Source organism: Mucilaginibacter celer, assembly GCF_003576455.2.
GTDB classification, from domain to species: Bacteria; Bacteroidota; Bacteroidia; order Sphingobacteriales; family Sphingobacteriaceae; genus Mucilaginibacter; species Mucilaginibacter celer.
This window is the reverse complement of record NZ_CP032869.1, coordinates 4296116-4316240: the sequence shown is the minus strand read 5'-3', so window position 1 is coordinate 4316240 and position 20125 is coordinate 4296116. Positions and strand designations below refer to the sequence as shown.

At 45.1% G+C, this 20125-nt stretch carries 17 protein-coding genes; 10 read left to right on the top strand and 7 right to left on the bottom strand.

What is annotated here, in order from left to right:
• Positions 1–195: 195 nt before the first annotated feature.
• On the bottom strand, positions 196–1545 hold the full coding sequence (locus tag HYN43_RS17440; protein ID WP_119410568.1) for an MBL fold metallo-hydrolase: 1350 nt from the start codon (positions 1543–1545) through the stop codon (positions 196–198).
• A 122-nt stretch (positions 1546–1667) separates the two neighbouring features.
• Here HYN43_RS17440 and HYN43_RS17435 point away from each other — a divergent pair, with 122 nt between their 5' ends.
• Positions 1668–1856, top strand: a complete 189-nt coding sequence (locus tag HYN43_RS17435) for a hypothetical protein (RefSeq protein ID WP_119410567.1) — start codon at positions 1668–1670, stop codon at positions 1854–1856.
• 14 nt (positions 1857–1870) lie between these two features.
• Here the strand turns inward: HYN43_RS17435 and HYN43_RS17430 are convergent, their stop codons facing one another.
• Complete coding sequence (locus HYN43_RS17430; RefSeq protein ID WP_119410566.1) at positions 1871–3952, bottom strand: M13 family metallopeptidase; 2082 nt, start codon at positions 3950–3952, stop codon at positions 1871–1873.
• Between the two features lie 388 nt (positions 3953–4340).
• Between HYN43_RS17430 and HYN43_RS17425 the strand changes: the two genes are divergently transcribed.
• Both HYN43_RS17425 and HYN43_RS17420 read left to right on the top strand, forming a co-directional pair.
• The gene (locus HYN43_RS17425) at positions 4341–7016 is read left to right on the top strand and encodes a valine--tRNA ligase (protein ID WP_119410565.1); all 2676 of its coding nucleotides are present in this window, start codon (positions 4341–4343) and stop codon (positions 7014–7016) included.
• Between the two features lie 88 nt (positions 7017–7104).
• Positions 7105–8916, top strand: a complete 1812-nt coding sequence (locus tag HYN43_RS17420; protein WP_119410564.1) for an ATP-binding protein — start codon at positions 7105–7107, stop codon at positions 8914–8916.
• 214 nt (positions 8917–9130) lie between these two features.
• Here the strand turns inward: HYN43_RS17420 and HYN43_RS17415 are convergent, their stop codons facing one another.
• The 4 genes from HYN43_RS17415 to HYN43_RS17400 form a co-directional block, all read right to left on the bottom strand.
• Positions 9131–10942: a glycoside hydrolase family 2 protein gene (locus HYN43_RS17415; RefSeq protein ID WP_119410563.1), complete on the bottom strand. Its 1812-nt coding sequence runs from the start codon at positions 10940–10942 to the stop codon at positions 9131–9133.
• A 341-nt stretch (positions 10943–11283) separates the two neighbouring features.
• Positions 11284–12192 carry an IS3 family transposase gene (locus HYN43_RS17410; RefSeq protein WP_119410562.1) on the bottom strand — a complete coding sequence of 303 codons (909 nt, stop codon included), beginning with the start codon at positions 12190–12192 and terminating at the stop codon, positions 11284–11286.
• Positions 12189–12521 (bottom strand): hypothetical protein, encoded by a 333-nt coding sequence (locus HYN43_RS17405; protein ID WP_119406542.1) that lies wholly within the window; start codon positions 12519–12521, stop codon positions 12189–12191. Before HYN43_RS17405 ends, HYN43_RS17410 begins: the two co-directional genes overlap by 4 nt.
• Before the next feature lie 165 nt (positions 12522–12686).
• A complete protein-coding gene (locus tag HYN43_RS17400) occupies positions 12687–13142 on the bottom strand; it encodes a type I restriction enzyme HsdR N-terminal domain-containing protein (protein WP_119410560.1) in 456 nt (151 codons plus the stop codon).
• A gap of 136 nt (positions 13143–13278) precedes the next feature.
• Between HYN43_RS17400 and holA the strand changes: the two genes are divergently transcribed.
• Complete coding sequence (holA, locus tag HYN43_RS17395; protein WP_119410559.1) at positions 13279–14301, top strand: DNA polymerase III subunit delta; 1023 nt, start codon at positions 13279–13281, stop codon at positions 14299–14301.
• A 13-nt stretch (positions 14302–14314) separates the two neighbouring features.
• Positions 14315–14737 (top strand): hypothetical protein, encoded by a 423-nt coding sequence (locus HYN43_RS17390; protein WP_119410558.1) that lies wholly within the window; start codon positions 14315–14317, stop codon positions 14735–14737.
• On the opposite strand, the gene HYN43_RS17385 is transcribed toward HYN43_RS17390, so the two are convergent.
• Positions 14709–15359 (bottom strand): hypothetical protein, encoded by a 651-nt coding sequence (locus HYN43_RS17385; protein ID WP_162996534.1) that lies wholly within the window; start codon positions 15357–15359, stop codon positions 14709–14711. The two genes, HYN43_RS17390 and HYN43_RS17385, sit on opposite strands and share 29 nt — an antisense overlap.
• 326 nt (positions 15360–15685) lie before the next feature.
• On the opposite strand from HYN43_RS17385, the gene cysC reads away from it, so the two are divergent.
• The 5 genes from cysC to HYN43_RS17360 all read left to right on the top strand — a co-directional run bounded on the left by cysC (position 15686) and on the right by HYN43_RS17360 (position 19971).
• Positions 15686–16249 carry an adenylyl-sulfate kinase gene (gene cysC, locus HYN43_RS17380; protein ID WP_119410556.1) on the top strand — a complete coding sequence of 188 codons (564 nt, stop codon included), beginning with the start codon at positions 15686–15688 and terminating at the stop codon, positions 16247–16249.
• Between the two features lie 92 nt (positions 16250–16341).
• Complete coding sequence (locus HYN43_RS17375; protein WP_119410555.1) at positions 16342–17106, top strand: hypothetical protein; 765 nt, start codon at positions 16342–16344, stop codon at positions 17104–17106.
• Between the two features lie 236 nt (positions 17107–17342).
• Entirely contained in the window at positions 17343–17750 is a 408-nt protein-coding gene (locus tag HYN43_RS17370) for an EVE domain-containing protein (RefSeq protein WP_119411266.1), read from the top strand.
• Positions 17747–18883, top strand: a complete 1137-nt coding sequence (locus tag HYN43_RS17365) for a carbohydrate-binding family 9-like protein (protein ID WP_119410554.1) — start codon at positions 17747–17749, stop codon at positions 18881–18883. Before HYN43_RS17370 ends, HYN43_RS17365 begins: the two co-directional genes overlap by 4 nt.
• Complete coding sequence (locus HYN43_RS17360; RefSeq protein ID WP_119410553.1) at positions 18880–19971, top strand: family 10 glycosylhydrolase; 1092 nt, start codon at positions 18880–18882, stop codon at positions 19969–19971. The genes HYN43_RS17365 and HYN43_RS17360 overlap by 4 nt, the downstream gene beginning before the upstream one ends.
• Positions 19972–20125: the final 154 nt, after the last annotated feature.

Genomic DNA, 20125 nt, shown 5'->3' with positions numbered 1-20125 from the left:
GCGGGCTATCCGCTGCAAGTCCTCGCTTTCCCGGCGCAAATTGGCCACTACACGCTCCGGGCTTTACGCTCCTATCCCTAACGCGGCCTGCACACAGGCCCTCAAAAGTCAATTCTCCGGCAACGTCATTACATTTTTTCAGGACATCCTGATGGTTATTTGCAATGACGCTTTGTTGTGAGCCTCGTAATTTAGTTAATGAACTGCCTTCATCATCTCCGTAACCACCTCTCCCAGATCATAAACCGGCACATCTTCAACCACAGCCGATATAATACTTACCCCCGCAGCCGAGCGGTACCCCGCCGCGCAATGTACCACTATTGGCTTATCCGTGGCTATTTCACCTACACGCTCGCGTAATTCAGGCAGCGGAATATTGATGGCTGTGTTAAACACTTTACCTGCGGCAACTTCGCCCGCATTGCGGATATCAACTATGGTATAAGCTTCCTCGTTAGCCTTAAAATCGTCCAGATCAAGTACCGGCGAAACTTCGGTAGCTGCTGATAAAGGGATTAACAAGGCTGCTTTGATGTTTTGTTCGTAGCCTATTTTGGCTGCTTTTTCAATCAGGGTTTCCAGTTTTTCGTCGCTTTCGGCAATCAGGTAAAAATGCTCATCCGGACCGATGATCGAGCCCAGCCAGGTTTCAAATTTTTCACCGTCCATCAGGTTTATCGCGCCGTGCAGATGCCCGTTTCTGAACTGTGCCTTGGGACGGCTATCCACCACCAAAATATCTTTATCCAGGTTTGTTGCTGCATCAATACGGGGTACAGCTGCAATGCCATCCTCAAAATTTAAAACGCCTGCCTTGTTCAGCTCCACATCGCGGCCAAAGTATTTAGGCATAAAAGGCTGATCGGTAGTGAGGGTTTTTACAAACTCCAGCTCATCCATCAGTTGCAGGGCGTAATTTTCACGCAGCTCGCGACCAATGGTGCTTTCCAGATCAGGACTCATGTTTTTACCACATAACGAGCCCGGGCCGTGTGCCGGGTAAACCACCACGCTTTTGGGCAGTGTCATCAGCTTATGGCGGGTGCTCTGGTACATCTGGCGGGCAAGCTCCTCTTTTTTGGCGGTGATATTGCCTACGTTTTCGCGCAGATCGGGGCGGCCAACATCGCCTATAAATAAGGTATCGCCGGTAAAAATAGCGCTTTCACGGCCTTCTTCATCAATTAGTAAAATACAGATCGAATCGGGCGAGTGACCGGGGGTGTTGAGGGCCTTCAGTTTAATATCATTCAGCTCGATAACGTCGCCGTCATCAAACGTTTCGTGCGGGTAGGTGGCGCCGGTAAGCTTGCTGCAATAAATCACCGCGCCGGTAGTTTGGTGAATCTCGAGGTGCGAGCTCACAAAATCGGCATGCGGGTGCGTTTCAATAACGCCAACAATGGTGGCATCATGCTGTTGGGCAAAATTGTAATAAGGCTGCGGGTTGCGGGCCGGATCAATAACTATCATTTTGCCCGTACGGATCACGGCATACGAGCCATGAGCCAAACCCTTATCGTAAAACTGGTGGATAATCATACTTGCCGCAAAGATAATTGTTTGGGCGGGATGTTGGGCGGGGAGAATGTTAGTGGCGGGTAAAGATTGACAGATGGGAACAATTGAAGAGGTTATTTAACCGCAAATAGCTAAATTTGGGTATGAACACCATCGAATTAAAGCAGGAAATTAATAAAGTATTGGAAAACGTACCGGAAGAGGCCCTTGCCGATGTGCTTTTGTACCTGCAGCATTTGCAAGCCAAAACACCGGCCGATATTAAGTTAACTATCAATTTAAGGCAGATCCTGAACGAAGATAAGGAACTGCTTGAAAAGCTTGCCCAATGATCGTGCGGAGTTCTCTACCAAACCCTAATCCTCTCCTCCGGCTTTTTATACATCTTATCCCCCGGCTGTACATCAAACGCCTTATACCACGCATCAATATTACCCACCGGCCCATTGGTACGAAACTGCTCGGGCGAATGCGGATCTGTCAGGATCCTTTGCGCAGCCGATTCGGGGGTTTGAGATGACCTCCAGATTTGCGCCCATGATAAAAAGAAACGCTGATCGGGCGTAAAGCCATCTATCTTATTATCCGATTGGCCTTGCATGGTTTTGCGGAAAGCCTCGTAAGCAATGGTTAAACCGCCAAGGTCGGCAATGTTTTCGCCAAGAGTAAGGCGGCCGTTTACGTGCAGGGAATCAACAACGGTAAAGGCATTATATTGGTTAACCAGTTGGTTGGTGCGCATTTTAAAGTTATCAGCATCGTTGTTGGTCCACCAATCGCGCAGGGTACCGTCGGCATCAAAAAGCCGGCCCTGATCGTCAAAGCCATGAATCATTTCATGACCAATTATAGCGGCAATGGCACCGTAATTAACAGCATCATCGGCATTAAAATCAAAAAACGGAAACTGCATAATGCCCGCCGGGAATACAATTTCGTTATTCGCCGAGTTATAGTAAGCCTTTATAGTTGATGGCGTGATACCCCAGGCAGTTTTATCAACAGGTTTACCTAATCGGGCAATATTGATGGTGTAGCGCCATTTGCTCAGCGTGCGCAGGTTGCCAAAATAATCGTTGCGCTTTATTGCAACAACGTTATATTTTTCCCATTTGTCGGGATAGCCTATTTTAACGGCAAGGGTGCTGAGCTTTTTAAGTGCCTGTTGTTTTGTGGCGGAACTCATCCAGTCAAGGCGCGTAATACGGTCGCCCAAAACAGCTTTAAGGTTGTTTATCAAATTAAGCATGTATTGCTTGGCGGCAGGGCTAAAGTACTTTTCAACAAATAGTTGGCCTAACAATTCGCCCAGGTTGCCGTCAACCATGTTGCTCATGCGTTCGGCGCGTGGTAGTTGTACTTTTTGCCCGGTAAGCGTGCTGGTAAATGAAAAGCCTGCATTGGCAAAGTCGGCACTTAAGGCACCGGCGCCGGCTGCTCCCCGTAAAATATTCCATTGTAAGTAAACTTTCAGGTTAGCAACCGGGGTGGCGGCCAGCAGCGAATCGGCGGTTTTAAAAAATGAGGGCTGATTAACCAAAATGCTGTCCTGCCCGCCTGCATGAAGCGCGGGTAATATTTGGGTCCACTTTAAATGTGGTGTTTGCTTTTCAAAATCGGCTACCAGGAATTTATTGTAGGTAACATGCGGATTGCGCATGGCTACGCGGCTTAGCTGGGCTTTGGCGCAGGAGTATTCAATGTTGTAAACTATGGCTGCTTTTTTTGCGGCTTCGCCGGCGTTGCTTCCGGTTAGGGTAAACAGGGCAGCCGCATAATTTTTTAAAGCGTCCTGCGCTTTTTTTGCCCGCGTATCGTTTTTTAAATAATAATCCCTGTCGGGCAGGTTGATGCCGCCCTGGGCGAGGGTTATCACGTATTGATTTACATTTTTCCCGTCCGGCTCAACTCCAAACCTAAAAATAGGGGAGCCAATGCCGTTAACGCGTTCATAAATCATCTCATTAATAAAATCGTTGAAGTTTTTAATCCGGTCAATCCGTTGCAGGTCGGGTTTGGCCGGTTCATAGCCCCGTTTTTCGATGGTTAGGCTGTCCATTCCGCTGGCATATAAATCGCCCACGCGTTGTTTCAGGCTACCTTTAGGCTGCGATGCCGAAGTTTGGCTTACCTCATTAAGTAAGCCCAGCAGTTTGTCTGTATTTCCCTGCTGCACCATGGTAAAACTGCCCCAGCGGTTTGCCTGGGCCGGTATAGGGTTTTGTTTAAGCCAGCCGCCATTAGCGTATTCAAAAAAATCGTCGCCAGGTTTAATGGCCAGGTTCATGTTTGCGGGATCGATAAATTTTTTAGGTGCGGCAGCAATCTTATGTTTGGGCCTGTGATGTTTAGGTTTGTTTATTGCAAAAACATTTACCGATATGCCTAAGGCGGCAGCCAGCATAATACAGTTAAACTTTAATTTCATTTAAAATAAAAAATTAAAGTTAACGAATTGCGGTTGATAAGCACAAGCCGGGTAGATTAAACCGCTTAACGGTTAAACCAGCCGATAACGGCATCCAGTTTGGACCGTTTTAAAAAATCAAGCCAGAAACGGTGTAATGGCATCGTTTTCATAATAATCGCGTTGTTAGTGATATTATAACTGTTGGATTGCGGAAATATTGTTGTTAACTGTCTGAATCAGAATTTTCAGAATTTGAGAATGGACAGAATTTTTGGTGATATTATTCAAAGTTTATCTTTTTATTTTATGTTTTTTGGGATGATGCAGATCACTATTTATTCTGCAAATTCTAAAATTCTGTAAATTCTGATTCAGACAATCACTAACTATCGTATTTTTGCGCGTTATGAGTATTGCTAAAACATATATCCCTAAAGAAACCGAAGAAAAATGGTACAGTTACTGGTTACAGCACGGCTTTTTTAAGTCGGTGCCAGATGAGCGCGAGCCTTATACCATAGTCATTCCGCCGCCAAATGTTACCGGGGTTTTGCACATGGGCCACATGCTTAACAATACCATACAGGATGTGCTGGTTCGCCGTGCCCGTATGAAAGGCAAAAATGCCTGCTGGGTTCCAGGGACAGACCATGCCAGTATTGCCACCGAGGCCAAAGTTGTTGCCATGCTTAAAGAGCGCGGCATCAGCAAAAAAGACCTTACCCGCGAAGAATTTTTAACCTACGCCTGGGAGTGGAAGGAAAAATACGGCGGCATTATCCTGGAGCAGCTTAAAAAATTAGGCGCCTCATGCGATTGGGACCGTACCAAATTCACGATGGACGAGAACCTATCCGAAGCCGTAATAGATACTTTTATCCACCTGTATAAAAAAGGCTGGATTTACCGCGGCATCCGCATGATTAACTGGGATCCGCAGGGTAAAACCGCTGTGAGTGACGAGGAAGTTATCCGTAAAGAGGTTAATCAGAAGCTCTTTTATGTTAAGTATAAAGTCTCAAGTCTTAAATCTGAAGTCTTAAATCAGGATTCGACTTCCGACTCAGAGCTTCCTTCTTCCGACTTCTTAACCATCGCTACTACACGCCCTGAAACCATTATGGCCGATGCAGCTATCTGTATCAACCCTAACGACGAGCGTTACCTGCACCTGCATGGTAAAAAAGTATTCATCCCGTTAATTAACCGCGAAATCCCGGTTATACTGGACGACTACGTTACCATGGATTTTGGTACCGGCTGTTTAAAAGTTACCCCGGCACACGATTTAAACGACTATGAGCTGGGCCAACGCCATAACCTGCCCGTTATTGATATTTTAAATGACGATGGCACGCTGAACGAAAAAGCGCAGATCCTGGTTGGTGAAGACCGCTTTGCCGCCCGTAAAAAAATTGCGGTATTGCTTGAAGAAGCCGGTGTACTGGAGAAAGTTGAAGAATATAAATCGCAGGTTGGTTTCTCTGAACGTACCAACGCGGTTATTGAGCCTAAGTTATCTATGCAATGGTTTTGCAAGATGGCTGAGATGGCTAAACCCGCTTTGGATTATGTACTGAACGGCGAAATTAAACTGATACCTGATAAGTTTATCAATACCTACCGCCATTGGATGGAGAACGTAAGGGATTGGAATATCAGCCGCCAATTATGGTGGGGACAGCAGATCCCGGCGTGGTATTTACCTACCGGCGAGTTTGTTATCGCTAAAAATGCTGAAGATGCTTTGAAAGAGGCACAAGCTATCAATCCGGCATTAACTGCTGTCGACCTGAAACAGGACGAAGACGTGGTTGATACCTGGTTTTCATCATGGTTATGGCCTATCTCGGTATTTGATGGTTTTAAAGACCCTAACAATGCCGATATCAACTATTACTACCCAACCAATGACCTGGTTACCGCGCCCGAGATCCTGTTTTTCTGGGTAGCGAGGATGATCATGGCCGGCCACGAGTTTAGGGGCGAACTGCCTTTCCGTAACGTTTACCTTACCGGTATAGTGAGGGATAAACAAGGCCGCAAAATGTCGAAATCATTGGGTAACTCGCCCGATCCGCTGGATCTGATCGAGAATTACGGTGCCGATGGCGTGCGCGTGGGGATGCTGCTATGCTCGCCTGCAGGTAACGATTTGATGTTTGACGAAAGTTACTGTAAACAAGGCGCCGGTTTTGCCAATAAGATCTGGAATGCATTTAAACTGGTAAAAGGCTGGGAGGTTGATGAAACCTTACCAAATCCTAACGCCGTAGCCATCGAATGGTTTGGCAACCGCTTTAACCAGGCTTTAACCGAAATTGAAGCTAATTTTGCGCAGTACCGCCTTTCGGAAGCTTTGATGGATACTTACAAGCTGGTATGGGACGATTTTTGCGCCTGGTACCTGGAAATGATTAAGCCTGCCTATCAGCACCCTATTGATAAGGCAACTTATGAGGCTACTATTCAGTATTTTGAAAATATATTGAAGGTGCTGCACCCCTTTATGCCTTTCCTTACCGAAGAGTTGTGGCATGACGAACTGTTTGGCGAACGCACCGAAACCGACTGCTGTATTGTAGCGCAATTGCCCGCTATTGGGGAAATAAATTCACGACTGCTTACCGAGGTTGAAATAGTAAAAGACATAATCACAACCCTCAGGAATACGCGTAAAACAAAACAAATTTCGGATAAAGAACCGTTGGAGTTATTTGTACGCTCAAATTCGGGGATAGATTATAGTAATTATCAGGCTATTATCAGCCGGTTGGGTAATATAAGCAAGTTTGATACCGTTACTGATAAAGTTGAAGGCGCTATCAATTTCCTGGCCTCAACTGATGAATTTTATGTACCATTTGAGGAAGAAATTGACCCGGTTGCCGAATGCGCCCGCCTGAAAAAAGAGCAGGAATATTTGCTCGGCTTTTTAAAAGCGGTTAACGGTAAGTTAAACAACGAGCGCTTTATGGCCAACGCCAAATCCGAAATTATAGAAGTTGAGCAAAAGAAAAGGGCTGATGCCGAGGCTAAACTGGCCATCATTGAAGATAACCTGAAAGCTTTGGCTTGCTAATTGCAGGACTTACCAACTTTGCGTTACAAGTAACCGTGTGGTAAACACGGTTACTTGCTAATGGCAAGGTTAATGTCAAGTTCTGAATATGAGTGAAAAAGTAAGTTTTTTTAACTTATCGATCTATAAAATCCTTCGCAAGGAACAGCCGTTTCTTGACCAGGCCCGCATACGTTTATTGTATTATGGGTTCTTTTTAATATTTGTTGCCCTGGGGGCACTTTACCTGAGTGTTTATTTTCAAAATCAAACCATGCTGGCCAATACCAGCCTGGTATTGATGGGCTCGGTAGTGGTATTGTTTAAATATCTTACCTGGCGGCCGCACTGGCAGGGGGTATCGCACGCGCTGCTTATTGTTGGTACGCTGGTTAATACCAGTTTGGTGTACATCTCTATCCAAACGGTAAATATTATTACCGTGCAGGTTATCATCATTGTTATTGTATTCAGTTTTTACATGCTGGGGCAATCGTGGGGGCTGATTTACTCTTTGCTTAATACGGTACCGGTGCTGGTGTTCATGATCATCGAGTTTAACAACGGTTATGTTATCGGTATAAAGCCTAATAAAATTGATCAGTCAACCATTATTATCAGCCTGTTTGCCAATTTTATCCTGCTGATATTTATCCATAGTCATTTTTACACGGCCTTCCTGAAAAATATCAAGCACTTAAAAGATAGCAGCGAAGAGCAAAACAGGCTTTACAACAAAATGGAAGCGGCTATAGAAAAAGCCGAAAAATCGGCACTGGCCAAATCGGAGTTTTTGTCAACCATGTCGCACGAGATCCGGACGCCCTTAAATGCGGTGATCGGTATGAGCAATTTGCTGATGATGGGCAGCCCAAGGCCCGATCAGAAGGAAAACCTCGAGATCCTGAAATTCTCGGCCAATAACCTGCTGGCTATTGTGAATGATGTGCTTGATTTCAGCAAGATCGAGTCGGGCAAGGTGGTTTTTGAAAATATTAAGTTTAACCTTGTTGAGCTGATGAACAATATCTGCGGCGGGCAGATTTTGAAAGCCGAAGAGAAGGGTTTGTTATTTAAGCTGGATGTTGACAGTTCGTTACGAAGTAAGGTACTTTTTGGCGATCCTACCCGCATTACCCAGATCATTTTTAACCTGGTGAGCAATGCCATCAAGTTTACTGAGCGGGGAAACATTTGGGTGAGGGTTACCTGTGTTGAAGACCGTCACAATACCGTTACCGTGAATTTTTCGGTTAGAGATACCGGCATAGGTATTGAAAACGACAGCCTTGCCAGCATATTTGAGCCTTTTACCCAGGAATCATTAGCTACCACCCGCAAATATGGCGGTACCGGCTTAGGTTTAGCAATAGTAAAACGCCTGCTTGAGCTGCAGGGCCTACAGATGACTGTGAACAGTACCCGCGGCTACGGCTCCGAGTTTTTATTTAATATGGAGTTCCCGGTATCAACCGAGCCCATGCCCGAGCCTGTGGCAGCAGTACCGGCCAATGATCCATCGGCAGATGGCGGGCTTAGCGGCCTGAGGGTATTAATTGCCGAGGACAACATGGTGAACGTAATGCTGATGAAAAAGCTGTTGGGCAAATGGAACATTACCCCAACCATTGCCGAAAACGGCGAACGTGCAGTTGAGTTTATGCAATACGGCAATTTTGATATTATACTGATGGATTTGCAGATGCCGGTAATGAACGGTTTTGATGCCTCGAAAGAGATCCGCAAAATGGCCGATCCGCGCAAATCGCAGATCCCGATCATTGCACTTACTGCTTCGGCACTGTTTGATATCAAAGACCAGGTTTATGAGGCCGGCATGAACGATTACGTATCCAAACCTTTTAAACCCGACGATTTGCTGGAGAAACTGCATGCACATGCGCCGGGGAAAATGGCGTAAGCCCCACCCAAACCCTCCCCGGTAGGGAGGGCCTTAAAGAAATTCTTGCACTCGTTTGCAACGAGTGCTTAACTTGGGTTAGCGTTTGCAACGCGAATGTGGGTTTACGTTACAAACGTAAACCCACATTAAGCACTCATCACAGATGAGCGCAAGATAATTATTGTTCTTCTTCTTCCCGCCTCCTGAATCTTGATCTCCTGTATCTATAACCTCATTTATTCAAAGCCTCCCCGGCGCTAATCACTGCCTCATTCACTTCCTTCACCCTGTCCAGCTCCATTTTTTCAACGGCGCGGTCGTAAGTTAGTACGCCGTTCACTTCGTGCTCCACATCGGTGGTTTGGGTATATATGGCTACGCTGAGGCCTTTGTATTTCATCAGTTGCTCTACTTCATCAAGTAAAAAAACATAGCGGTCGGTAAGGCGTGAGCGGGTTGGCTCGTAGTCGTAGGCGTTGTTGTGAACCGGCCACATGTGGTTGCGTACAAACAGGCCTACACCCCCAAATTCGCCCAGCGACGCCGCCCGGTGCGCATCTGGCACTGATGCGTCGTAGGGGCCAACGTAAATATGGGTATCCACATAGTCGCCGTTGCCGGGATCGCCGTATGGTTTTTGATAGTCGGGATTGTTGTTAAAGCCCGAGTTACCGTTAACCAGGCGTGAAGGATCATATTGTTTAACCCAGTTGGTGATGCTTTTTACATCAAAGGCACCCCAGTTTTCGTTAAAAGGCACCCAGGTAATGATGGATGGCGAATTGTAATGATCGTCGATAATCGCCTTCAGCTCCTCGCGGTAAACCTTGCGGTTTTGGGTGGTATCTTCGTTTTGGTACCAGATGGCCGGCATATCCTGCCATACCAGCAAGCCCATTTTATCGGCCCAGTAGTAAAAGCGCTGGGGCTCGGTTTTCATGTGCTTGCGGATGAGGTTATAACCCGCCTTTTTGGTGTATTCGATATCAAACTTCAGGGCATCTTCGGTGGGGGCGGTTAACACACCATCGGGCCAGTAACCCTGGTCCAACAGGCCGAGTTGCATGATGAATTTGCCGTTGATGAGTGGCCGTACTACGCCGTTAAGCTTGCCTAATTTTATATCGCGCATACCGAAATAGCTTTTAACCTCGTCGGCTTCGCTGCCATCGGCGTTATAAAGGGTAAGCTTCAGATCATATAAAAACGGCGAATCGGGCGACCACAGTTTAGCATTATCTATCGGCAGATAAAAATAAGTCCCGCCGGCGGCCTCTGTTTGCGAAACTTCCTTGCCATCATTTAACGCCACAGCTTTAATTTTACCTTTACCTTCGGTATTAACCCATAGTTTTAAGCGCTTGCCTTCCAAATCGGGCAGCAGCCGGATATTTTTGATGCACGATTTGCTTACCGGTTCCAGCCAAACGGTTTGCCAAATGCCCGACGAAAAAGTATAATCGCCCCGCGGGCCGTTTTTGCCCGATGGGGTTTTACCGTCATTAGGGTCTTTAGCCGCTACAATAATTATATTGCTGCCTTTTTTAATAAAGGGCGTAATATTAAAACTAAACGAATCGTACCCTCCAGAATGAGTGCCGGCCTTCTTGCCATTTACAAAAACGGTAGCATCATGATCTACCGCACCAAAATGGAGGATGATCTGTTTGCTCTGCCATTTTGCCGGAAGCTCAATAGTGCGGCGGTACCACATGTTAATTTCCTGGTTGCGCTGGATACCCGACAGTACCGATTCGGGGCAGTAGGGTACCTGGATCTTTTCGGTTTTGCCTTCAAACGCGGCAGGCTTTTCGGGGTTTAAAGCGTTTGGTGTGTTTTTGCCGCCAAGGTAATCCCATTTGCCATTAAGGCAAAGCCAGTCGGCACGTTCCAGTTGGGGGCGGGGGTATTCGGAGAGCGGCGTTTCGGCCTGGATTGCTTCTTTTGTCCAGCGGGTGGGGAGTTTGACTTCCTGTGCCGAAACAGCACAGCCATATAACAATCCTGCCAAAAGCAGGGTTTTTGCCTTGAGATAGGTTTTCATGCGTAAATGTTATAGTTGATGAGGTTATGAATGCCTAATGTAGGGAATAGATAACTGTTATCATAACATTTGATAGTCTGAATCAGAATTTACAGAATTTTAGAATTTACAGAATAGCGTCTGAACTGAGATTTGGGAGGATTTTTGGGATGGGCACGATTTTTTTGTCTGAACTGACTCGTCCTAAAAAAGGTTGACAGTGATTTTATAAAAATAAAGATAATTATTGTTTGTTTGTCGTGTTAAGATGTGTGTAACGCGTAGCGTTATCCACATCTTAACACGTTTTTCTTTTTTTGCTTCTTTTTTTCTTTTTAAAAATGGGCGTTTGTTGTTGATAACTACCCGACTGTCTCCTCCTTTTTTGCAGGTTTACTTTTATAATTATTCCTCCAGAGGCGTTTGAGTTTAAACTTTCTGGTATGCACCAGTGCAGGTGTTAACATCGATATGCTGCTATGAGGTCGCATGTAATTATAGATATTGACTGCCTGTGTCACGGCGACTCTTGCATCTTCAATGTCTATGAATGATGGCTTTAGTAGTTCCATTTTCAGGATCCCGTTTACCCGCTCTGCAATCGCGTTATCTCTTGGATCCCCGCTTTGGGTCATGCTTATATCTATGTTGTTCGCCTGTAGTGTTTTTATATAATCGTGGCAACAATATTGCGTCCCCCGATCTGAGTGATGGATCAATTCTTTTTTATTCTGACGCCCCTCAATAGCCATTTTCAATGCTAATATGCTGCCTTCGGCTGTAAGGTTCCCGCTAACATGAAAACCAACGATCTTACGGCTATAGGCATCCGTTACAAGGCTCAGATAAGCAAATTCACTGCTGAGTTCAAGGTAAGTGATATCACTTACCCATAACTGTTCTGAGCGCGTAGGGACCATGTTTTTGATCAGGTCGGGATATTTCTTCATCCAGTGATTGGAATCAGTAGTTTGTGGTTTACCACGCCGCTTTTTGTTCAACAAGCCATACTTGCCCAGCATCCTGAAAAAGTGATCTCTACCCATTTTTAATTTATGGGCCTTGATAAAAGGGGCCAAAAGGAAGAATAGTTTACGGCCTCCGATACGGGGCTGTAAATCCCTGTAGCCGATAACCTGCTGAACCAGCAATTCCTCCTTGATGGGTTCCTCCTCTTCCAATAAACGTCGCTTATAATAGGCTTGGCGCGAATACCCAGACAGTGAACATAACAGGGATAAGCTACAACCCTGGCTTTGTTCTACTTTCATGACTGCCTGGGGCCAGCTTTTTTTCTGATATCGGTGCCATACTGCTCATCCGATATATCAATCATTGCTTCCAGTAGATGGATCTTCAATTGGGCTTTACGTAACTCTTCCTGTAAGGCCTTGATGTCCTCTGGCATGCCCTCCCGTTCTTTTGCCACTTGAAGGGATGCTGCCCTTTGCGCTATTTTATTATTCTTTTTCTTTTCTTCCACAACCCATCTTGATACGCTCGCGTTTCCGAATCCGTATTTCTGCCCTAATTTAGCTGATGTTGTGCCGCCCGCCAAATATTCTTCTATGGCAAGCGCTTTTCTTAATGTATAATCCATTGCTGACTTCTTTTGTGTCAACCTATAACAGGACAAGTCAAACTCGAATTTGGGGGAATTATTAGAATTTTTAGAATTTGCCTGGTATTCTGTTAATTCCTTAATTCGATAAATTCGGGTTCAGACAAAATATTCTGCTAATTCTAAAATTCTGTAAATTCTGATTCAGACACCCTTCACATACCCCGGCAACTCTTCAATAAACCGATAAGTACAGTTTTCATGATCAATGGCGCAATAGTAATGCTGCAAGCCATTGCTTACGGCAAGTAAGGATACCTTATGCACCATGTTATACCGCGCAATCTGATCGAATGTTTTTTGATCAATGGTAACCGAGGGAGCTTTGCATTCTACCATCAGTATCCGCTGGCCGTCCGGGTTAAAAACTACAATATCGGTGCGTTTTTGCAGGGTGTTGAGCTTAAGGCCGCCTTCCAGTTTAATAAGCGAGCGGGGGTAATTTTTTTGCCTGATGAGGTATTGTACAAAATGCTGGCGTACCCACTCTTCGGGGGTAATGATGATGGTTTTTTTGCGGATCTCGTCAAACAGGGTTAGCGTGCCTTCATCGTCGCTTATTTTAAAGGGGTAGGGCGGGAGATTAAGGGGCTGGAGCATTTTATAAAGTCTGAAGTATTAAGTCGGTAGTTCTGAGTCGAACTTCAAAAGTAAAAAAATATCCGCTTAGCATCCCTCTAAATAAAAATACATTCCACTTTTGGCTTACTACTTAGTACTTTTGACTTCATAAAAGATGACCGCGCCCGAGATACTCAAAGACCTTAAGAACCGTAAATTTAAACCCCTGTACCTGCTGCATGGCGATGAACCTTATTTTATCGACCTGATAAGCAATTACGTGGAGCACCACCTGCTGCCCGCACATGAGCGGGGCTTTAACCAAACGGTAGTTTATGGTAAGGATACCGATATCATGACGGTGCTTAACGCCGCCAAGCGCTACCCCATGATGGCCGATTACCAGGTGGTACTGGTAAAAGAGGCCCAGGATATGAAATGGGGCAAGGAAGACGATAACAAAAAAACGATAGACCCGGTACTCAGCTACCTCGAAAACCCGCTGCCCAGCACCATACTGGTTTTTTGTTACAAATACGGCAAGTTTGATAAGCGAAAAAAAACCTACAAGGCCATTGATAAGCATGGAATAGTGTTTGAATCTGCCGCTTTGTACGATAATAAAATTCCGGGCTGGGTTGAGGGTTATGTAAGCGAAAAGGGCTACAAAATAAACACGCAGGCATCGGCCATGATAGCCGAGTACCTGGGTAACGATCTGGCCAAAATTGCCAACGAGCTTGAAAAATTGATGCTGAACGTTACCGCCGGGCAGGAAATTACCCTGAAACACATCCAGGATAACATAGGCATCAGTAAAGAATATAACGTATTTGAGCTGCAAACGGCCCTCACCAAAAAGGATGCCTTTAAGGTTAACCAGATCATCAATTACTTTGAGGCCAATCCAAAATCAAATCCCATAGTGCTGGTGTTGGGCAACCTGAATAACTTTTTCAGCAAGGTACTGGTGTATCATTATGTAAAAGATAAAACCCCGCAAAACCTGGCTAAAGAGATGGGCGTGAATCCTTATTTTATTAAAGATTATGAGCAGGCGGCCCGGAACTATCCGCTCGGCAAAATATTCCAGGTGATCAGTTACCTGCGCGAGTATGATTTGAAAAGCAAAGGCGTTGAATCAAACGCGCCGCATGGCGAGCTGATGAAGGAATTGATGTTTAAAATTTTACACTGATTTAATAGCCGTTATGCACCTATCTGCAAAAGCAAAAGCCGGTATGGCTTCAAACCTCATCAGGATTTCGGCAGTATTAACGCTTGTTGATTACTACCTGGTTGCGGGCAAACCGAATTCTGTTTACACGGTTATAGCCATGTGTATAGCCTTAGCTATAATGCTTGTTTTAGCCATGTTTATACGTGCCGGGGCCAGGTGGCCAAAGTGGGTACTGCTGTTACTACTGGCAATTACGATAATTCCGGATTTGATAGGTCTCCCCTCTGCCTTCCGCCAAAATATAGCAGCCGCGCTGATTGCTATACTGATTGATTTGATGCAACTGGCGGCGCTGGTGCTGCTTTTTATAAAAGGTAAAGACGATGACCGGGAACCTGCAGATCCCGGTATTACTGCCAGGCAGGTTAACGATGAGCAGGCGGAAGGTGTTTAAATACCAATGAAAACGCAAATATCGCCGAAACGATAATTAGCAGAAAATAAAAGGTTGTGCGAAGATCTTTGATGTCGCGGTTTTCCTTTAATACCCAGAGCCTGAATGGTTCAACAAATAAGGTTAGCACAATAAACAAAAAGGCAAACGATAACGAAACCGGCGCGTAATCAAAAAAGCCGTCGATGTTATTGTTGATAAATCCTATCAAAATAGGTACATTCCATCCTACAATAAAAACAATGATGGCCGCTGTTTTAATAGGAAAGCGACCTTGTTCCTGTAGTTTTTTTACCTGGTATTGTACTGATTGATCATGTACTACCTCTTTATTAAAAAGGCCGGTTGCTTTTATATTTTCAATGATGTTGTTATACGGGGTGCTTGTTATAAAAACTATTTTTTGGGGATAAGAACTTACGGTGTGGTTTATCCTGATGCCGCTACCGCTCAGGCCTGATGCCGGCTCGATAGAAGTGATATCTCCGGCATTGAAAAATACCTGCCCGGCAAAGCCCAAATTTATTGATAGCATATTTGCGGTAACATTTAAGGTTGCTAAAGGCCATGTAGCTTTAGCGTTGCCTATATACCCTCCGCCGGTAATTTTAAACTCGTTCATTTGTGAAAACTGGTTTAGCGTATAAGGCTCAAAGTAATTATAAAAAACAATTGCCCGCAAGCGGCATATGGTAAATATTAACCGTAACAATTTCGTTAACTGTAGCGTTGCTTAGTGTTTGACCGTATAATGCCCTTGCCCTCAAAAACGCCCCTTCGTTGCATCTACGGCGGTTTTATATCCTGACTTTCGCTTTAACTGCTTCACTTGTAATTGATTATTTACAATGTAACAAAAATATTCAGCCAAATTATTCCCTAAGTTCACCATTATAAAATACAGCAAAAGCTAATCAGTGTATTATTTATTCACCTAAAACCAATGTGATGATACTTTTATTTTGTGGATTATCGGGGGCCGGGAAATCAACCCTGGCCAAAAGTGTTGCGGCCGAATTAAAAGATCTGAACATTAAGGCCGAGATTATTGATGGCGACGAGTACCGCGCCGCCCTATGCCGCGATTTAGGCTTTAGTAAGGAGGATCGGAATGAAAATATCCGCCGGCTGGGTTTTGTGGCCAGCCGTTTCAGCGCCCAGGGCATAGTTACCATTGTAAGCGCCATTAACCCGTATGATGATATTCGCCGCGAACTGGCCGAAAAATACGACCATGTAAGTATAGTGCATATTGATTGCCCTGTAAACAAACTGATTGACCGCGATACCAAAGGCCTTTATAAACGCGCCCTGCTGCCTGATGGCCACCCCGATAAACTGAATAATTTAACGGGAATTAATGATCGCTTCGATGTGCCCGTTAACCCCAATCTGTATATCGATACCTGCAATTATACTATCCGGCAAAGTACCTCTTCACTGTTATATTATATCATTAACAACCTGCAGCCTGTTAAGAAGCACACCTTTAAAATACCAAGCTACTCCTGATTTACCGCAGGGAATGGCTAAAACAGATTTATGCAAAAAAGAGTACTGATTATTGCAGGGATGCACCGTTCGGGCACATCGCTCATTACCCAATGGCTTACAAATGCGGTTTGCAAACGGGCGAGCAACTGGCCGCCGGCAATCATGGCAATGTAGAGGGGCATTTTGAAGATGTTGAGTTTTTAAAAATGCACGAGGAGATCCTGGCCGATCATAACCTGCCCATCTCGGGCCTCACCATAGAACATATTGACAGTTTTACGCCCTACGAAAAGGCCAAGCTGCAAAGCATCATCAAAGTAAAACAGCAACTGTACGACCAATGGGGCTGGAAAGACCCCCGTACCTGCCTTTTTCTGGATGTTTATAAAGAATTACTGCCCGGAGCCTGTTACCTGGTTATTTTGCGCGATTATCAATCGGTAGTAAGCTCGCTTTTACGGCGCGAGTTTAAGTATTTTGATAACAAATACATGAAACGCGGTTTGCTGCAACGATTGGCCTGGATTTACGTGCGTAAACCCAAACGGATAAACAAATTTTACCAGGCTAATGCTGCCGAATTTTTAAAGGTATGGATAGCGTATAATCATGATATTTTAACCTGTATAGAAAAGCTTCCGGCCGAAAACTACGCGGTAATCAATTATTCGATGCTGAAGCAGCACGATGAGCCGGTTTTTAATCAACTTAAAAACAAATGGAACTTTGCTATTAGTTACTCACGTTTTAAAGATGTTTTTAAAGAACACCTGATAGGGCCTGATATTGATATTGAACGGTATATTGATGATAAGGAGATGATTGAACAGGCTAAGATGTTGCAGGGGAGGTTGAAGGAGTATTTGTTGAAGTAGGGAACTGCGAACTAAATGTAGGACCGCAGAGCGAATAACTATTGCGCAGCTATAAATATTACCATTTCCGGGGATGCGCGAAATAATTGGAGACTTGTTTGCCGCAATCATCACCCCCCTACATTACTACTGCAAAGCGGTAATTTTAATGTAACAATAGCCTGGGTGGAGGTAAGGCATTTTAGTATATGCCCGCTTTTTTACATTTTTACGCTACATTAAAATACTACGTTTACATGCAGCATTGGTTAGTTAAGAGTGAGCCCTTTAAATATAGCTGGGAAAAATTTAATAAGGATGGCCGTACCTTTTGGGATGGCGTACGCAATTACCAGGCCCGCAATAACCTGCGCGCCATGCAGGAGGGCGACCTGGTACTGTTTTACCACAGCAACGAGGGTAAAGAGATAGTTGGCGTGGCCAAAGTAGTAAGAGAAGCTTACCAGGATCCTACCACCGATGATGCTAACTGGGTGGTTGTTGACCTATCGCCGGTTGAAACCTTGAAAACCCCGGTAACGCTTGAGCAAATTAAAGCCGACCCCAAATTGCAGGATATTGGCCTGGTAAAACAGGGCCGCCTATCGGTAATGGGTTTAAAGCGCGAAGAGTTTGATTATATTTTAGAGTTGGGCAGTAAATGAGCCTGAGCTTTCTGAGCCTCCGCCATTATATTAAGGCGGGGTGTATAGCTGTTTTATTGATATTGCCGGGTTTAGCTAAAGCTCAGGATGCGTTTAGCGAATTTGCCAATTTATTCACTGTGCCAAACAATTATGTGGTAAGGCATACTAAACAGGCACCGGTAATTGATGGCGATGTGGAAGATGCCGTATGGCAGCAGGCTAAATGGACTGCAGATTTTCAGGATATTGAAGGTGATTTGAAACCCAAGCCGCCCCTGCAAACCAATGTTAAAATACTTTGGGACGATAGCTGCCTTTACGTGGCGGCACGTTTGTACGAGCCGCAGGTGTGGGCTACGCTTAGCCATCATGATGATATTATTTTCAGGGATAATGATTTTGAGTTGTTTATTGACCCTGCAAATAACACCCATAATTATTATGAGATTGAGGTGAATGCCCTCAACACCATTTTTGATTTGTTTTTAACCCGGCCGTACCGTAACAATACCACGGCTGTAACCGGCTGGGATACGCATGGCTTACGGTCGGCGGTAAAAGTGCAGGGTACGCTGAACGAGGCCGCGGATATTGATAAAGGCTGGACGGTGGAGATGGCTATCCCTATTAAATCGGTGACGGGCGGATTTGGCAGAGCCAATGTTAAACATGGTACTGTATGGCGCATCAATTTTTCGCGCGTGGAATATGATACCAGGGTTGTGAATGGTAAATACGTAAAGCTGCAGGACACTGCCGGGCGTGATTTGCCCGAGCATAACTGGGTGTGGAGCAACCAGGGGCTTATCAACATGCATTTTCCTGAGCGCTGGGGCTACCTGTTTTTCAGCAATCACGAGGCCGATGATGTAAGCTTTGAAATGCCTTATGCCGAGGAGCAGAAACGATACCTGTGGCTGATATATTACAAGCAAAAACAATGGCAGCAAAAACATGGTGAATATGCCGTATCGTTAAAAAAATTGGGTATAGATAGCAAGGTAGCCGTTACGGGTAGCAATAACGAATTGAAACTGGAAGCCACCCCACACCAGTTTATAGCGTATATTACCGATACCAACACCAAACAAACCTATACCATTAACCAGGACGGACTGGTACAGCCAAAGCTAACTCCTAAACTAAAATGAATAAACGCGAATTTTTGAAAGCCGGTTTATTGGCCGGTGTGGCATCACAATTACCGCTTGCTGGTAATGCCGCCGTTGAAACTGCTAAAAGCAGCAGGAAAAAGGCAATGAAAAACTGGGTATGGATTAACCCCAACCCAAAGGATACCGACGATGAACTATCAACCCGGTATACGGCTTTCAAAGAATCGGGCATAACGGGTGTGTTTTTTGAGGCTGATAGCGAGCGCCATTTCCGCGCTGCCAAAGCCAAGGGCCTGGAAGCCCACCGCTGGATGTGGACTTTTAACCGTGCCGAACTGGTTACCGAAAAACCCGAATGGTACAGCAAAAACCGCAAAGGCGAATCATGTGCCGATCATCCGCCGTATGTGCAGTATTATCGCTGGCTGTGCCCATCGCGCCCCGAGGTGCAGGAGTATCTCACCAAAACTGTTGATGATATTTTAGCTAAAGATTATATTGACGGCATTCACCTTGATTATGTGCGTTATTGCGACGTAATATTACCGGTAAACCTTTGGGATCATTACAAGCTTGATCAAACCAAAGAACTGCCCGAATATGATTTTTGCTACTGCGAGGTTTGCAAAGCCAAATTTAAGGAGCAATACAATCTTGATCTCGACCAGATCCAATACCCCGAAGCAAGCCTTTCATGGCGTCTGTTCAGGTATAATAATATCACCCGGGTGGTTAACGGCATTTCGGCGGTAGCTCATCAGCATAAAAAACAAATCACTGCGGCCGTATTTCCAACCCCCGAAGTTGCCCGCCGTAACGTACGCCAGGATTGGACCAACTGGAAAATGGATGGCATTTGCCCCATGATATACCACGGTTTTTACAAAGAAGGCGTAAGCTGGATAGGCGATGCGGTAGCCGAAGGCGTACACTTTCTGGCGGGTAAATTTCCGCTGTATGCAGGTTTATATCTATCTGATTTTAAAAATGATGAGCAGATTCGTACAGGCATCCAGGTGGCGTTGAAGAATGGGGCGATGGGGGTATCATTCTTCGGGAATGTGAGGCCGGAAGTTTTGGCGATATTGAAGGATGAAGTGGCGGTGTTTAAGGCCTCGTCATAAGAAAAACTTACACTCATTTCGTAAAGAGAAGAGTTTCTATCCACCACGTCATTGCGAGGAACGAAGCAATCCCCGATTAGCAGGTCCGCCCTGTATAGTTCGAGATTGCTTCGTTCCTCGCAATGACGTGGTGGTTATTGTCTTTCGACTTTAA

What these genes read in the sequence shown, in the direction of transcription:
- HYN43_RS17440 (WP_119410568.1), bottom strand. Translation starts at nt 1,545, where the DNA reads ATGATTATCCACCAGTTTTACGATAAGGGTTTGGCTCATGGCTCGTAT.
- HYN43_RS17435 (WP_119410567.1), top strand. Translation starts at nt 1,668, where the DNA reads ATGAACACCATCGAATTAAAGCAGGAAATTAATAAAGTATTGGAAAAC.
- HYN43_RS17430 (WP_119410566.1), bottom strand. Translation starts at nt 3,952, where the DNA reads ATGAAATTAAAGTTTAACTGTATTATGCTGGCTGCCGCCTTAGGCATA.
- HYN43_RS17425 (WP_119410565.1), top strand. Translation starts at nt 4,341, where the DNA reads ATGAGTATTGCTAAAACATATATCCCTAAAGAAACCGAAGAAAAATGG.
- HYN43_RS17420 (WP_119410564.1), top strand. Translation starts at nt 7,105, where the DNA reads ATGAGTGAAAAAGTAAGTTTTTTTAACTTATCGATCTATAAAATCCTT.
- HYN43_RS17415 (WP_119410563.1), bottom strand. Translation starts at nt 10,942, where the DNA reads ATGAAAACCTATCTCAAGGCAAAAACCCTGCTTTTGGCAGGATTGTTA.
- HYN43_RS17410 (WP_119410562.1), bottom strand. Translation starts at nt 12,192, where the DNA reads ATGAAAGTAGAACAAAGCCAGGGTTGTAGCTTATCCCTGTTATGTTCA.
- HYN43_RS17405 (WP_119406542.1), bottom strand. Translation starts at nt 12,521, where the DNA reads ATGGATTATACATTAAGAAAAGCGCTTGCCATAGAAGAATATTTGGCG.
- HYN43_RS17400 (WP_119410560.1), bottom strand. Translation starts at nt 13,142, where the DNA reads ATGCTCCAGCCCCTTAATCTCCCGCCCTACCCCTTTAAAATAAGCGAC.
- holA (WP_119410559.1), top strand. Translation starts at nt 13,279, where the DNA reads ATGACCGCGCCCGAGATACTCAAAGACCTTAAGAACCGTAAATTTAAA.
- HYN43_RS17390 (WP_119410558.1), top strand. Translation starts at nt 14,315, where the DNA reads ATGCACCTATCTGCAAAAGCAAAAGCCGGTATGGCTTCAAACCTCATC.
- HYN43_RS17385 (WP_162996534.1), bottom strand. Translation starts at nt 15,359, where the DNA reads ATGAACGAGTTTAAAATTACCGGCGGAGGGTATATAGGCAACGCTAAA.
- cysC (WP_119410556.1), top strand. Translation starts at nt 15,686, where the DNA reads ATGATACTTTTATTTTGTGGATTATCGGGGGCCGGGAAATCAACCCTG.
- HYN43_RS17375 (WP_119410555.1), top strand. Translation starts at nt 16,342, where the DNA reads ATGGCTTACAAATGCGGTTTGCAAACGGGCGAGCAACTGGCCGCCGGC.
- HYN43_RS17370 (WP_119411266.1), top strand. Translation starts at nt 17,343, where the DNA reads ATGCAGCATTGGTTAGTTAAGAGTGAGCCCTTTAAATATAGCTGGGAA.
- HYN43_RS17365 (WP_119410554.1), top strand. Translation starts at nt 17,747, where the DNA reads ATGAGCCTGAGCTTTCTGAGCCTCCGCCATTATATTAAGGCGGGGTGT.
- HYN43_RS17360 (WP_119410553.1), top strand. Translation starts at nt 18,880, where the DNA reads ATGAATAAACGCGAATTTTTGAAAGCCGGTTTATTGGCCGGTGTGGCA.